General features: G+C 72.1%; 11 protein-coding genes. 1 reads left to right on the top strand and 10 read right to left on the bottom strand.

Annotation, left to right across the window (positions count from 1 at the left end; translation table 11 throughout):
- The first annotated feature begins 273 nt into the window (after positions 1-273).
- Complete coding sequence (locus tag AC2EAQ_RS18235) at positions 274-3,129, top strand: Rne/Rng family ribonuclease (RefSeq protein ID WP_484645861.1); 2,856 nt, start codon at positions 274-276, stop codon at positions 3,127-3,129.
- A 30-nt stretch (positions 3,130-3,159) separates the two neighbouring features.
- Here AC2EAQ_RS18235 and gtfA read toward each other — a convergent pair whose 3' ends face one another.
- From gtfA to era, 10 genes are all read right to left on the bottom strand, one after another.
- Entirely contained in the window at positions 3,160-4,644 is a 1,485-nt protein-coding gene (gene gtfA / locus AC2EAQ_RS18230; protein ID WP_484645860.1) for a sucrose phosphorylase, read from the bottom strand.
- On the bottom strand, positions 4,641-5,960 hold the full coding sequence (locus AC2EAQ_RS18225) for an MFS transporter (protein ID WP_484645859.1): 1,320 nt from the start codon (positions 5,958-5,960) through the stop codon (positions 4,641-4,643). Before AC2EAQ_RS18225 ends, gtfA begins: the two co-directional genes overlap by 4 nt.
- On the bottom strand, positions 5,957-6,955 hold the full coding sequence (locus tag AC2EAQ_RS18220) for a PfkB family carbohydrate kinase (protein ID WP_484645858.1): 999 nt from the start codon (positions 6,953-6,955) through the stop codon (positions 5,957-5,959). The genes AC2EAQ_RS18225 and AC2EAQ_RS18220 overlap by 4 nt, the downstream gene beginning before the upstream one ends.
- 89 nt (positions 6,956-7,044) lie before the next feature.
- Positions 7,045-9,396: a TonB-dependent receptor domain-containing protein gene (locus AC2EAQ_RS18215; protein ID WP_484645857.1), complete on the bottom strand. Its 2,352-nt coding sequence runs from the start codon at positions 9,394-9,396 to the stop codon at positions 7,045-7,047.
- Positions 9,397-9,577: 181 nt separating this feature from the next.
- A complete protein-coding gene (locus AC2EAQ_RS18210; protein ID WP_484645856.1) occupies positions 9,578-10,636 on the bottom strand; it encodes a LacI family DNA-binding transcriptional regulator in 1,059 nt (352 codons plus the stop codon).
- Entirely contained in the window at positions 10,633-11,727 is a 1,095-nt protein-coding gene (gene nagZ, locus AC2EAQ_RS18205) for a beta-N-acetylhexosaminidase (protein WP_484645855.1), read from the bottom strand. The genes AC2EAQ_RS18210 and nagZ overlap by 4 nt, the downstream gene beginning before the upstream one ends.
- 61 nt (positions 11,728-11,788) lie before the next feature.
- On the bottom strand, positions 11,789-12,574 hold the full coding sequence (locus AC2EAQ_RS18200) for a pyridoxine 5'-phosphate synthase (RefSeq protein ID WP_484645854.1): 786 nt from the start codon (positions 12,572-12,574) through the stop codon (positions 11,789-11,791).
- Entirely contained in the window at positions 12,571-13,341 is a 771-nt protein-coding gene (gene recO, locus AC2EAQ_RS18195; RefSeq protein WP_484645853.1) for a DNA repair protein RecO, read from the bottom strand. Before recO ends, AC2EAQ_RS18200 begins: the two co-directional genes overlap by 4 nt.
- Complete coding sequence (locus tag AC2EAQ_RS18190; protein ID WP_484645852.1) at positions 13,338-14,252, bottom strand: hypothetical protein; 915 nt, start codon at positions 14,250-14,252, stop codon at positions 13,338-13,340. The genes recO and AC2EAQ_RS18190 overlap by 4 nt, the downstream gene beginning before the upstream one ends.
- On the bottom strand, positions 14,239-15,156 hold the full coding sequence (gene era, locus AC2EAQ_RS18185; RefSeq protein ID WP_484645851.1) for a GTPase Era: 918 nt from the start codon (positions 15,154-15,156) through the stop codon (positions 14,239-14,241). The genes AC2EAQ_RS18190 and era overlap by 14 nt, the downstream gene beginning before the upstream one ends.
- Position 15,157 lies beyond the last annotated feature (1 nt).

The raw sequence follows: 15,157 nt of genomic DNA, 5'->3' as shown, positions 1-15,157 counted from the left end.
GACCCATCGACCGGCGTCCGCGTCCAGCCCTCCGGACCATGACGTTCCCGCCCGCCTTGACCCCATGCCGCGCCGCACACGATGCGTCGCGCGGCCGGTCGGCCGTGCGCGACGCAGGGGCCGCATCGGCTGCCACGCACGCGCCAACGCCGCAGCCGCGCTGACTCGCTGATCCCAGCGACGCTTCGCGCGGCCTCGGTCCAGGGCGATTCCTTGGTGGGGCTTGCGCTTCTCTTGCATCGGTGACGAGTCGATGTTTGGAGAACACGAGACATGAAGCGCATGCTGATCAACGCGACGCAGCCGGAAGAGCGTCGCCTGGCCATCGTCGATGGCCAGAAACTGCTGGACTTCGAGACCGAGATCGAGGGTCGCGAACAGCGCAAGGGCAACATCTACAAGGCGGTGGTGACGCGCGTCGAGCCGTCGCTGGAGGCCTGCTTCGTCGACTACGGCGAGGACCGCCACGGCTTCCTGCCGTTCAAGGAGATCTCCAAGCAGTACTTCAAGGAGGGCGTCTCGGTGCGGGACGCCAAGATCCAGGACGTGATCTCCAACGGCACCGAACTGCTGGTGCAGGTGGAGAAGGAAGAGCGCGGCAACAAGGGCGCGGCGCTGACGACCTTCGTGTCGCTGGCCGGCCGCTACCTGGTGCTGATGCCCAACAACCCGCGCGGCGGCGGCGTCAGCCGGCGCATCGAGGGCGAGGACCGCGAGGAGCTGAAGGAAAACCTCGACCAGCTCGACTACCCCAAGGGCATGAGCCTGATCGCCCGCACCGCCGGCATCGGCCGTTCCGCCGCCGAGCTGCAGTGGGACCTGAACTACATGCTCAAGCTGTGGGACGCGATCGACGGCGCGGCCAAGGCCGGCAAGGGCGCGTTCCTGATCTACCAGGAGTCGTCGCTGGTGATCCGCGCGATCCGCGACTACTTCACCGCCGACATCGGCGAGATCCTGATCGACACCGACGACATCTACGATCAGGCGCAGCAGTTCATGAACCATGTGATGCCGGAGTCGGCGTCCAAGGTCAAGCGCTACCGCGACGACGCCTCGCTGTTCTCGCGCTTCCAGATCGAGCATCAGATCGAGACCGCGTTCAGCCGCACGGTCAACCTGCCCTCGGGCGGCGCGATCGTGATCGACCACACCGAGGCGCTGGTGTCGATCGACGTCAACTCCGCCCGCGCCACGCGCGGCAGCGACATCGAGGAGACCGCCACCCGCACCAACCTCGAGGCCGCCGACGAGATCGCGCGCCAGATGCGCCTGCGCGACCTGGGCGGCCTGCTGGTGATCGACTTCATCGACATGGAGGAGTCGAAGAACCGGCGCGACGTGGAGCAGCGCCTGCGCGAGGCGATGAAGTACGACCGCGCGCGCGTGCAGTACAGCTCGATCTCCAAGTTCGGCCTGCTCGAACTGAGCCGCCAGCGCCTGCGCCCGGCCCTGAGCGAGGGCAGCCACATCACCTGCCCGCGCTGCAATGGCACCGGCCACATCCGCGACACCGAGAGCAGCGCGCTGCAGATCCTGCGCATGGTCCAGGAGGAGGCGCTGAAGGACAACACGGCCGCGGTGCACGTGCAGGTGCCGGTGGAAGTGACCAGCTTTCTGCTCAACGAGAAGCGCTCGGAGATCACCAAGATCGAGCTCAAGCAGCGCGTCAACGTGCTGCTGATCCCCAACCCGCACATCGAGACGCCGAACTACAAGCTCGAGCGCCTGCGCCACGATGACCCGCGCCTGGACGCGTTCAAGGCCTCCTACACCATGATCGAGGAGCCGGACGACGAGGTCGGCATCACGCGGCGCGAGAAGGCCAAGGCCAAGCAGGAGCCGGTGATCAAGGGCGTGCTGCCCGACCAGCCCGCGCCCATCGCGGCGCCCGCCCCCGCGCCCACCCCGGCGCCGATGGCGGCGGCGCCCGTCGCACCCGCGCCGACGCCGGCCGCGCCGGCCGCTGCGCCCGGCGGTGGCTTCTTCTCGTGGGTGCGCAAGCTGTTCGGCGGCGCCGAGCCCGAGGCGGCACCGGCCGCCGCGTCGGCCCCGGCCGAGACCCGCGCAAAGGGCCAGGAACGTGGCGACGGCCGCGGCCCGCGCGGTGAACGTGGCGAGCGCGGCGGCGAAGGCCGCCGCGAAGGACGCCGCGGCGGTCGTCGCGGCGAAGGACGAGGCGAAGGGCGTGAAGGACGCGAGGGCCGCGAGGGCCGCGAGTCCCGTGAAGGTCGCGAGCCGCGCGAGAACCGTGAACCGCGCGAGGCCCGCGAGCCGCGTGAGAACCGTGAGCCGCGTGAAGCCCGTGAGCCGCGCGAGAACCGTGAGCCGCGCGAGAACCGTGAGCCGCGCGAAGGCCGCGAGGGCCGTCGCGACGGCCGCCCGGCCCGCGGCGAAGGCGGCAGCCGGCGCCAGGACGGTGCGGCGGCCCGCCCGGAGGGCGACGCCGTCGCGCCGGTGCAGCCGCTGATCGACACCGTGCCGCTGGGCAACGGCGTGGACGCCGCGCCGGCCGAAGCGCTGGCCGCGGGTGACGGCACCGATCGCGAGGGCGCGCGCCGCCGCCGCCGTCGCGGGGGCCGTGGCCGCAACCGTGGCGAGGGCGCGGGCGCCGACGCCCAGGGCACGCTCGACGACGGCAGCGCGGACGCCGCCGCCAACGGCTTCGACGACGAGGCGCAGGCCGCGTCCGCCGAGGGCGTTGCCCCTGCCGCCGCAGACGAGCCGATGGCGCAGGTCGCCGCGCCGGCGACGGTTGCATCCGCAGCCGACGAAGCGCCCGAGCCCGCGCCGGTGGCCACTGCACCGGTCGCGCCGGCCGTTCGCGCCGCGGCGCCGGCCCCGTCGCAGCCGATCGTGGTGCCGCAGGCCGCGACCCGCGCGCAGCCCTATGCCCTGCCGATCGAGTCGCTCAACGCGGTGGCCAGTGCTGCCGGCCTCGAATGGGTGCACTCCGACAGCGACAAGGTGCGCGCGGTGCAGGCCGCGATGGCGGCGGAGCCGAAGCCCGTGCACGTGCCGCGCCAGCCGAAGCCGCCCGTGGTGCTGGACGACGGCCCGCTGGTGCTGGTGGAAACGAAGAAGGACCTGTCCCAGATCCGCCTGCCGTTCGACAACGCGGCCTCCTGAGCGCGGGCCGGGGCACCGCCCCGGTGGCGCTCAGGCGCTAAAGCTGATCTGCTGCGGACCGTCCGGCCCTTCGCACTGCAAGGTGCCGCCGGGGCGCTTCAGGTCCACGTCGAGCCGGGCCCGGTGCGGCCCGGCCGTCCATTGCATCGACAGCTGGCCGTCGTCGCCGTCGAGCAGCTCGAAGGTGCCGTCGAAGGCGGGGTGCCGGTTGCGCAGGCGGATCAGCGCCAGCAGATCGCGCACCACCGGCCGCTCCAGCGCGGCGTCGATCTCGTCGCGCGAGAAGTGGTGGCGGTTGATGTCGCGGCCCACGCCGGTGCGGGCCAGCAGCGCCATGTCGTTCTCGCCCGCCAGCAGGCCCACGTAGTACACCTGGGGCACGCCGGGCAGGAAGAACTGGATCGCGCGCGCCACGAGGTAGGCCGCGTCGTCGCGCCCCACGGCGTCGTAGAAGGTGCAGTTCACCTGGTACAGGTCCAGGTTGGACGCGGCCGCGCCGGTGGCCTGGCGACTCTGGCCGCGGCTGTTGACGTGGATGCGCTCGACGAGGCGGTCCAGCTCGTCGGGCGGCACCAGGCCGGGGTGGCCTTCGCGGTCGGCCGCGTCGGCGCCGATGTCGATGATGCCGATGCCGTCGTGCGTGTCGAGCACGGTCAGCGCGTTGGCCGGGCGCAGCCCGATCCAGCGCCGCAGCGGCGCCGACGTGCCGAAGAACAGCGCGTGCAGCACCAGCGGCGGCAGCGCGAAGTCGTACACCCAGTCGACCCGGCGCGCGATCTCGATCTGGCGCTGGTAGTAGGAGTGCACTTCCACCAGCACCTCGATGCCCCGCGTGCGCGCGCGCGCGGCGAACTCGTCGATGAAGTCGAAGGTCTGCGGGATCATGAAGCAGCTCGTGCCCGGCTGCTTGATGGCGTAGCCCACCGCGTCCAGCCGCACCATGCGGATGCCGCTGGCGGCGAAGGTGTCCAGGATGCTGTCGAGATACGCGCGGCCCTGGGGGTGCCGCACGTCGATGTCGAGCTGCTGCGGCGTGAAGGTGGTCCACAGCACCTTCTTCTCGCCATTGGCCAGCGTGGCATAGGTGAGCGGCAGGCCCGGGCGCGGGCGGTAGACGGCGAGCAGCTCGCGCTCGGTGGCGCCGTCCGGGAACACCGAGCCCAGGGTCAGGAACAGCCCGGCGTAGGGCGACGCGCTGCCGCGCGCCGACCAGTCGAGGAACTGCGGCGACTGCGACGACACGTGGTTGACGATCACGTCGCCCATCACGTCCACGTGCTGCGACAGCGCGCGGATGTCCGCCCAGGTGCCCAGCCGCGCGTCGACCTGCGTGTGATCGATCGGGTCGAAGCCGGCGTCGGCGCCGTCGATCGGATGGAAGAACGGCAGCAGGTGCACGCCGCCGAACACGCCGCCCAGCGGCGCGCCGGGCCGGCCGATCAGCGCGGCGAGATCGTTCAGGCCGCCGCCGCCGAGGCGGTCGACGTAGGTGATGAGCTGGACCTGGTTCTTCATGCGGTGGGTTTCTCGGGCGCGGTGCGCACGAACAGCACGCAGACCGCGGCGACGATCAGCAGCGTGCCCGCCAGCCGGATCACGTTGGCCGGGTCGCCGCCGAGCAGCGACTGGTAGTACAGCGGCAGCGTCACCATCTGGATCAGCATCGGCACCACGATGAACATGTTGAAGATGCCCATGTAGACGCCGGCCCGCTCGGGCGGGATGCTGCCGGCCAGCAGCACGTACGGGTTGCCCATGATCGAGCCCCAGGCCAGGCCCACGCCGATCATCGGCACGAACAGCCACGCCTTGTCTCGGATCGACGGGATCGCCCACATGCCGATGCCGGCCAGCACCAGGCACACCGCGTGCACCGGCTTGGCGCCGAGGCGGCGCGTGAAGGGCACCATCGCGAAGGCCGCGACGAAGGCCACGAAGTTGTAGAAGCCGCCGATCTGCCCGTTGAGCAGGCTCGCGTCGCGGAAGCCCTGCGAGGTCGGGTCCGACGTGCCGAACATGGTGCGCGCCAGCGCCGGCACGATGTAGATCCAGTAGCACATCATCCCGTACCACTGGAACAGCTTCATCCACCACAGCTGGCGCATGGTGGCGGGCATCTCGCGGAACGCGACCACGATGTCGGAGAAGGTGGCGGCGATGCCGCGCGGGCGCGCGCGCAGCGCGTCCTTCTCGGCGTCCGACATCGGCAGCTCGGGCACGGTCTTGATCGACCAGTACACCGTGGTGAAGGACAGCAGCGCGCCCACGAGGAACGCCGCCACCGTGATGTGCGGGATGTTGTTCGCGTTGACGGCGTCCTTGTTCATGCCCAGGAACACCAGGATCGACGGTGCCAGGTAGGCCAGGGTCTGGGCCAGCCCGGTGAAGGCACTCTGGGTCAGGAAGCCCAGCGAGTGCTGCGGCCGCTCGAGCCGGTCGCTGACGTAGGCGCGATACGGCTCCATGGTCACGTTGTTGGCCGCGTCCAGGATCCACAGCAGGCCGGCGGCGAACCACAGCGTCGGCGAGAACGGCATCACCAGCAGCCCCAGGCTGCACAGGATGGCGCCGATCAGGAAGTACGGCGTGCGCCGGCCCCAGCGCGACACGGTGCGGTCGCTCATCGCGCCGACGATGGGCTGCACCAGCAGGCCGGTGACCGGCCCGGCCAACCACAGCAGCGGCAGCTTGCTCTCGTCCGCGCCGAGGTAGGCGTAGATCGGGCTCATGTTGGCCTGCTGCAGGCCGAAGCTGAATTGGATGCCGAAGAAGCCGACATTCATGTTCAGGATCTGCCAGAACGACAGGTGCGGCTTGACGGAAGTGCTCATCGGACGGCCTCGGCGCAAAGGGGGTGCGGCACGCCGGTGCGGGCCGCGGGCTGCAGGCCGAGCGCGACGCGCCAGGCCCTGAAGAACGCCTGATCTTCGGGCAAGGCGCCGCGCTCGCCGCAGACGGCCGCGGCGTACCGGTTGCCCGCGTCGAGCGAGGCCTTCAGTGGGCGCCCGGCCGACAGCAGCGCGAGGCAGGCGGCGCTGAAGGCGTCGCCCGCGCCGACCGTGTCCACCACGCGGCCCACGGGATACGCCGAACCACAGGCGATGCGACGCGCGCGCGCGTCGTAGGCCGCATAGCCGCGCTCGCCCCGCGTGACGATCAGGCGCGACAGCGCGAAGCGGTCCATCAGCAGCCTCACGCCCTCGCGCATCGCCGGGCTGTCGTCGTCGGTGGCGGCGTCGAGCGACGGCGCGAACCACACCAGCAGCGTGCGCAGCTCGTCGTCGTTGACCTTGACCCAGTCAGCGCGCTGCAGCGACTGGGCGGCGATGTCGCGGTTGTCCTGCCCCGCGCGCAGGTTCAGGTCCAGGTAGCGCAGGGCCGGCGTGCGGTCGAGCAGCGTGCGGATGGCCTGCGCGGACACCGGGTGGCGCTGGGCCAGGGTGCCGAAGTAGACGATGCGCGGCGCCGACCAGGCGAGCGCGCGCTGCGCCTCGTGCAGGTCGAGATGGTCCCAGGCCGCGTCGTCGTGGATCTGGAAGCGGTGCTGGCCGTCGCGCTCGACCACGGTGACCACGCCCGTGGGCCGGAGGTCGTCGCGCTGGATCGCCGCGTCGTGCAGGCCGAAGCGCAGCGCGCTGTCCAGCACGCGGGCTCCGTCGTCGTCATGCCGCCCGATGCGGGTGACCATCGTCGTGGGCACGCCGAACGCGGACAGCGAGCGCGCCACGTTGAACGGAGCGCCGCCCACCACCACGCCGTCGGCGAAGCGGTCGACCAGGGCCTCGCCCAGCACCAGCACCGGACGCGTCGGGCGTGCGGCGGGCATCGGGGTCGTCGGGCGGCGTTGCGGCACGGCAGGCTCGGAACCGGCGCGACGCGGAAGGGCCCGCGCCGCGCCGGCGTGATGCGCCAGGGTCAGAACGCGTAGCGCAGCGTCGCCTTGGCACTGCGGCCGTTCAGCGCGCGGGCCACGTACAGCGGGTTGTTGGTCAGGTTGCCCTGCCCTTCGGCCTCGGTGTAGGCGAGCTTGTCGAACACGTTGTTGATCGACAGCGACAGCGACAGCTTGTCCGACAGCTGGTAGCTGGCGTACGGATTGACCACCACGTAGGCCGGCAGCACGACCTGGTTGTCGTTCTGGGCGTACGACTTGGTGGTGCCGACGACCGAGGCGCCGAACTCGAACGCGCCGAGCGTGTAGTTCGGCGTGACCTGGTAGACGAAGTCGGCCTGACGGCGCGGCTTGTTGCCGTTGTTGGCGCCCGGCGTGGTGATCTTGGCGCGGGTCCAGGTGGCACCGCCGTTCACCGCGAAGGCGCCGGCGCGCCAGGCCAGCTCGGCCTCGATGCCGCGCGCGCTGTAGCTGTCCTTCAGGTACTGGCGCGTCGTGACCTCGAAGCCGCCGTCCTCCTTGGTCTTCGCGTCGAAGAAGGTGAAGAAGCCGTTGAACGCGCCCTGGCGCAGCTTCAGGCCCACTTCCATCTGCTTGAGCTCGTTGACCGGGTAGGGCTGGCTGCCGCCGGCCACGGCCGCGTCCCAGATGGTGCGGTCGGGCGAGGCCCACGACGAGCCCTTGCTGTAGCGGGCGAACGCTGCCATCGCGCGGCTGAACTCGTAGTTGCCGCCGAACGAGTACGAGGTGGCCGAGGTCGAGTAGCTGACGTTGGTGCGGCCGGCGTCGTTCCAGCCGGTGAACTGGCCATTGGCGCCGGGGGTGTTGTCGAACAGCTGCCAGCCCGAGGCGCGCTGGCGGTCGCGCCGCACGCTCGCGTCCAGCGACAGCGGGCCGGCGTCGTAGGTGAGCGCGGCGAACGGCGCCACGGCGGTGATGTCGACGTCGATGGCGCGCACGCAGCAGCCGCCCCAGGTCTGGGTGGCCGGCGCGGTGGGCACCGTGCTCGGGTTGCCCGCGTTGTCGAGGTAGCGCGCGCCCTCGCCCTTGAGCTCGACGGTGTAGCGGTTCCAGTACCAGGTCTGCGCGATCGACTGCTTGCCCCAGAACAGGCCGCCGGTGCCGGTGAGCTTGGCGCCGCCGCCGAGGTCGAAGGTGCGGGCCAGGCGCGTCTCGCTGAACACGTTGCCCATGTCGTCGAGCGACGTGTTGAACAGGTGCATCGAGAACGCGGGCACGGTGCCGGTGTAGGTGTTGGCACCGTTGGCCGGGTCGGTCGGCGCCGCGCCGGCCGGGAACGCGCCGATGAAGCGGCCGTCGATCGCGCTGCGGCGCAGGCGCTGCGTCAGCGTGATGCCGTTGCCGACGTCGGCCTGCAGTTCGAGACCGAAGGACGTGTTCTTCACCGCCAGGCCGTCGGACGGATTGGACGTGACGAGGTTGCCGTTCTTGTCGTAGGTGCGGTCCTGCGCCAGGTTGCTGTTGATGAAGAACGCGGTGCGCGGGTCCACGCCGGCGATCGCCTGGATCGAGTTGCCCGACAGGCGCACCGGCACCGGCAGGTAGGTGGGCGTCTTGTCGTCGAGGTGCTTGAACGACAGGCGCAGGTAGCCGCCGTCGAAGTCCTGCGTCAGGTTCATGCGCAGCTGCCCGCCGTCCTCGAGCGTGACGTTGGACGGCCGCGCGCCTTCGCCGATGCGCTGGAAGCCGCCGATCTGGAAGCGGGTCTTCGGGCCCAGGCGCGCGCCGAGGTCGAAGTCCAGCCGCGCGTGGTTGTGGTCCAGGCCGACCGTCAGGCCGGCGCTGCCGCCGCCGTCGCGGCCGGTCTTGGTGATGAAGTTGACGATGCCGGCAGGCGAGTTGGTCGCCAGCGTCGACGCCGACCCGCCGCGGATGGCCTGGATCGACTCGACCATGCCGTCGGCGCGCACGAACTGGTCGGCGGTGCCGAAGGAGATGTCACCCACCAGGATCACCGGCAGGCCGTCCTCCTGCAGCTGCAGGTAGCGCGAGCCGCCGGCGGAGATGGGCGCGCCGCGCACGGTCATGTTGGCGTTGCCTTCGCCGCCGCTGGACTCCGAGCGGATGCCGGGCACGGACCGCAGCACCTCGGCCGCGCTGACGGCGCCGGACTTCTGGATCTGGTCCGGGTCGAGCGTGCTGACGGACACGCTCTGCTTCATCTTCGTCCGGGCCGTGGTGGTCCCGGTGACCACGATGCGCTCCAGGTTGAGCGAGCCGCTCTTGTCGGCCTCGCCTTCCTTGGCGGGGGCGGCGGGTGCCGCGGCGGTCTGGGCGTGGGCGGCGGACAGGGCCAGCACGGCCAGCGACGCGGCCATGGCCAGGGGCTTCAGGGCTTGCGGGCAACGGGACATGGGAGTCTCCTCTTTATGGGTGCAACACGCGGACGGGCTGTGCGACGCGGACACTCAGGCCCGGGTTCGACGTCCGGGATTCTGCGATCTTTGCAATCGATTGCATCCAGTGGAAACACCAGTGTTTCAGGCAGGAACAAACAGTTCAATGCAATCGAATGCAAACGCCCGGACCGAACCGTCAGGCGGCGGAGCTGCGGCGTACCACCAGCGACACCGGCAGGGTGCGCGGCGCCACCGACTGGCCCTCCAGCATCGCCAGCAGCGCGTCGGTCAGCTCGACCGCCGCATCGGCCACCGGCTGGTGCACGGACGTCAGCGGCGGGTCGCAATAGGTGGCCAGCGACATGTCGTCGTAGCCGACCACGGCCACCTGCCCGGGGACGTCGATGCCGCGCTCGCGCAGCACCTGCATCGCGCTGATGGCCAGCAGGTCGGAGCAGCCGAACACCGCGTCGAACGGCACGCCGTGGTCGACCAGCGCGGCCACGGCGTCGCGCGCGGCCCCGGGCTCGAACGGCACCGCGAGTTCGAGCGCCGGCTGCGCGGCGACGCCGGCGGCGGCCAGCGCCGCGCGGTAGCCGTCGAAGCGATGTCCCACCTCGGGCAGCTGGGGATCGCCCAGGAACACGATACGGCGCCGGCCCTGGGCCAGCAGGTGCTCGGCCGCGACGGCACCGCCGCGCACGTTGTCGCCGCCGACGGTGCAGTACAGCTGCTGCGGCAGCTGCGCGCCCCACACCACGATGGGCAGGCGCCGGGCGGCCATCGCATTGAGCTGGTCGTGGTGGCGCCACTGGCCGATGATCACCACGCCCAGCGCGACGCCGGAATCGATCAGCCGCGCCGCGGTGTCCAGCCGCTCGGCGTCCACCCGCGACAGCAGCATGTCGTAGCCGCGGTCGGTGATGGCGTCGGCCAGGCTGCCCAGCATCGACAGGAAGAACGGGTCGGTGACGTGCTGCCGCGACACGCTGTCGTAGGGGATCACCACCGCGATCGTCTGCGTGCGCTGCAGGCGAAGGTTCTTGGCACCGAGGTTGATGCTGTAGTTGAGTTCGCGCGCCAGCGTGGCGATGCGTTCGCGCGTCTCGGTATTGACGAGGTGGCTGCCGTTGAGCGCCCGCGACACGGTGGACACCGACACGCCCGCCAGCCGCGCGATGTCGGCCATCTGCAGCCGGCGCCGCGCCTCGCTGTCGCGGGGCAGCTCGGTGGGGGTCGAGACGTCGTCGCTCATCCGGCCGAAGGCAGGCGTTCGAGCGCCTGGCGGTACGCCGGGTCGTGCATCAGGTCGTCCCAGGGCAGCGGCTCGGCGCGCGGCAGCAGGGCCAGGCGCCGCGCCTGCGCGAGGTGCGACGTGACCACGCGCCCGTCGGCCACGGCGCGCTCGACACCGGCGATCAGCGCGTCGACCGCGCGACCGCCGTCGGCCACGCTCTGGTTGCACAGCAGCACCATGTCGCAGCCGGCCTCCAGGGCCGCCACCGCGGCGTCGGCATAGCCGACCTCGCGACCGTCGATGCGGCGCGCGCCTTCCATGCTGAGATCGTCGCTGAAGATCGCGCCGGTGAAGCCGAGCCGGTCGCGCAGCACGTCCTGCAGCCAGCGCCGCGAGAAGCCGGCGGGCCGGGCGTCCACCTTCGGATAGATCACGTGCGCCGGCATCACGCTGGGCAGGGTGGTCGACAGCCAGCCGTACGGGGCGGCATCGTCGGCCAGCAGCGCGGAGAGGCTGCGCCGGTCCACCGGCACCTCGGTGTGCGAGTCGGCGGCCACATGGCCATGGCCGGGGAAGTGCTTGCCGCAGGCGGACATGCCGGCCTGCAGCAGGCCGTGCATCACGCTCTTGGCCAGCAGCGTCACGACCCGCGGGTCGCGGTGGAAGGCGCGGTCGCCGATCACGCCCGACGGGCCGTGGTCGAGGTCGAGCACCGGCGTGAAGGACAGGTCCACGCCGCAGGCGCGCAGCTCGCTGGCCAGCACGAAGCCGCAGGCGCTGGCCGCGTCGGTGGCCGCCATCGCGCCCGACCCCGGCGCGCCCTTGCCGTCGTCCATCCACAGGCGGCCGAGCTGGCGCATCGGCGGCAGGTGGGTGAAGCCGTCGGTGCGGAAGCGCTGCACGCGGCCGCCCTCGTGGTCGACGCAGATCAGCAGGTCGTCGCGGATCGACTTGATGGCCGCCGTCAGCTCGGTGAGCTGGCGCCGGTCGCGCCAGTTGCGGGCGAACAGGATCAGGCCGCCGACGAGCGGGTGCGCCAGGCGCTCGCGGTCGCGCGCGTCGAGCTCCAGGCCGGCGATGTCGATGATGAGGGGGGACTGTTCGATCATGGGGAGGGGAGTGTCGGCAGGCCGGGCGCGGGCAGGACGCGAGCGTAGCCCGATTCGGCGATCAGGCCGCGGCACCCGCGGCGCGGATGCAGGCGAGGTACTCGCGCACGGTGGCCGCATAGCCGAGTTCCAGGGCGTCGGCGATGAGCGCGTGGCCGATCGACACCTCCTGCACGCCGGGCACGGCACGCAGGAAGGGGCCGAGGTTGTCGCGGTTGAGGTCGTGGCCGGCGTTGACGCCCAGCCCGGCGGCCAGGGCCGCGCGCGCGGTGGCGGCGTAGCGGTCCAGTTCGGCGGCCTGCCCCGCGGTGCCCCAGGCCGCCGCATAGGGCTCGGTGTAGAGCTCCACGCGGTGCGCGCCGATGGCGGCCACCGCGGCCATGGCGGCCGGGTCCGGGTCGACGAACAGGCTGACGCGCACACCGAGGTCGCGCGCCTGACGCACCAGGGGCGCCACGCGCGGCAGGTCGGCGACGGACCAGCCGTGGTCGCTGGTGAACTGGCCCGGCGCATCGGGCACGAAGGTGGCCTGGTGCGGCCGGTGCTCGCGCACGAAGTCCATCAGGTTGTCGAACGGGTTGCCCTCGATGTTGAACTCGGCCTCGGGCCACCGGGCCAGCAGCGCGGCCAGGTCGGCCACGTCCTGCGCCCGGATGTGCCGGCCATCGGGCCGCGGATGGACCGTGATGCCCTGGGCGCCGGCCTCCAGGCAGGCCGTGGCCGCGCGCACGACGCTGGGGATGCCCAGGTGCCGGGTGTTGCGCAGCAGCGCGACCTTGTTGACGTTGACCGACAGTGCGCACAGCGCGTGACGGTGCGGGGGCTCGGGGGCGATCAGCGGGTTCATCGGGGGCTGGACAGGGTCTGGAGGTCGCGCACCAGTTCGCGCGTGTGCAGCGTGGTGCCGGCCAGATGGTACGCAAGGCACTGCCGCAGCTGGCGCCGCAGCGCGCTTTCGCAGCCGACGCAGGCGGCGCGCAGGGCGTCCAGGTCGCGCGACGCCACGAGCGCCTGCAGCGCACTCCAGACGGCGCCGTCCAGGCCGCCCGGGGTGTCCGGGCTGGCGGTCACGAGGCCCGCTTCCGGCCGCAGCAGGTAGTGCCGCCCGGCGGCAACACCCTCGGTGGTGGCCGTGACGCGGGACAGGTCCGGCAGGTGACCGGTCTCGGCCAGCAGCACCAGTTCGAACGCGCGCAGCGCCGCCGCCTCGTCGCCGCCGCCGAGGCGGGCCAGCGTGGCGGCATAGGCGTCCCACAGCAGCGGATGGGGGTCGTCGCGCGCCAGCAGGCGCAGCAGCAGCTCGTTGAGGTAGAAGCCCGACAGCAGCGCGTCGCCGCCGCGCACGGGCGTGCCGCCGCCCCATTCCGCGCTGCGCAGGTTGCGCACCTCGGCCGACGACTCGTCGCGTGGCGATGCCGACACCGACACGGCGATGCGCTGGAAGGGCATCAGCACCGCGCGCAGCTGCGAGGTCGGCCGCTTGGCGCCCCGTGCCGCCACCACCACGCGCCCGGCCTCGCGGGTGAACAGGTCGACGATCTGGCTCGACTCGCTCCAGTCGTACTGGTGCAGCACGTAGGCGGCCTGGGCCGCCGCGGCGGCGCGCGGCCTCATGCGGGCGCCGCGAGGGCGAGCAGCGTGTCGAGCGTGCCCCGGCAGCCGGCCTGGCCGTCGGCGTCGAGCTGCTCGAACGCCGACTGCGCCGCCTGGCGGTGATGGACGAAGGCCGCCGCGTCGCCGCGCGCATGCTGCACCCGGGCCAGCGCCTCGTGACCGAAGAACAGCTCGTAGGGCGGCGCATCGTGGGCGATGCAGGCGGCCAGGCACTGGGCCGCATGGCGCAGTGCCTCGTCGGCACGCCCGGCCGACAGGGTCGCCAGCGCCAGGGTGTAGTCGGCACGCTCGACCTCGAACCAGGTGCCCGCCGCGGCCCAATGCTCGCGGCTGGCGGCGGCGATCTCGAGCATCGCGGCGGTCTCGTCGGCGCTACGCGCGGCGCCGCGGTCGTGCAGTTCCCACGCCATGTTGTTGCAGGCGACGGCCAGCGGTCGGTGCTCGACCGGGCCGGCGGCGGGCATGCGGCCCAGCTCGGCGCGCGCCGCCGCGAGGAACCCCTGCGCGCGCTCCACTTCGCCGCGCCCGAGGCACAGCGCGGCCGCCGCCCCCCGGGCCCGCACGCGCTCGGCCGGCGACAGCCTCGACTCGGCGCCAGGGCGTGGCCTGGCCAGGGCCAGCACGGCCCGCGACACCCGCAGCTCGGAGGCGGCCACCGGGTCGCGCGCCAGGCGATGCCCGGCCAGGCCGGTCAGGCGCCAGTCCGCATCGTCGAAGCGGCCGAGATGCTCGCCCAGCAGGTGGGTGACCAGGCGCGCCAGCGCCGCCACCTGGGCCGGCGTGGCGGGTTCGGGGGTGTCGGTGCGCAGGCGCTCGGCCACCGCCTCGGGATGGTCCGCGTGGTCGGCCCAGGCGCGCGACAGGAACGCGTCGAAGCGCGCCCCGCGCCCGTCGGCGTCACTCGTAGCCATAGCTGCGCAGATGCTCCTCGTTGCTGGCCCAGCCGGCGCGCACCTTGACCCAGATCTCGAGGAAGACGCGCGCCTGCAGCAGGCGCTCGAGCTCCTGGCGCGCCTCGCTGGCGATGCGCTTCAGGCGTTCGCCGCCCTCGCCGATGATCATGCCCTTGTGCGCCTCGCGCTCGACCACGATGGTGGCCGCGATGCGCCGCAGCGGGCCGGCGGAGGCGCCCTCCTCCTCCTCGAACTTGTCGATCACGACGGTGGAGCTGTAGGGCAGCTCGTCGCCGGTGAGCCGGAACAGCTTCTCGCGGATCAGCTCGCTGGCCAGGAAGCGCTCGCTGCGGTCGGTGAGCATGTCCTCGTCGTAGAACCAGTCCTGCTCGGGCAGGTAGGGCGCGAGGATGCCCAGCAGCCGTGCCACGTCGGCGTCGCGGGTGGCGCTCAGCGGCACGAACTCGGCGAAGTCGCGCCGCTCGCGCATCGTGGCCAGCCAGGGCAGCACGTCGTCGCGCCGGTGCACGGCGTCGAGCTTGTTGGCCACCAGCAGCACCGGCTTGTCCTCGGGCAGCAGCGCCAGCACCTTGGCGTCGTCGGGCGTGAACTTGCCGGCCTCGACCACGAACAGGACCACGTCGACGTCCGCCAACACACCCCGCACGGTGCGGTTGAGGTTGCGGTTGAGCGCATTGCCGTGGCGCGTCTGGAAGCCCGGCGTGTCGACGAACACGGCCTGGGCCGCCCCCTCGGTGCGCACGCCGGTGATGCGGTGGCGCGTGGTCTGCGGCTTGCTGGAGGTGATGCTGATCTTCTGCCCCACCAGGGCGTTGAGCAGCGTGCTCTTGCCGACGTTGGGACGGCCGACGATGGCCACGAGGCCGCAGCGCTGCGGCGCGGGGGTTGCGGCTTCGGTCATG

Source organism: Aquabacterium sp. T101 (assembly GCF_057219775.1).
The sequence above is the reverse complement of the archived record's forward strand: the minus strand, read 5'-3'. Positions and strand labels throughout refer to the sequence as shown.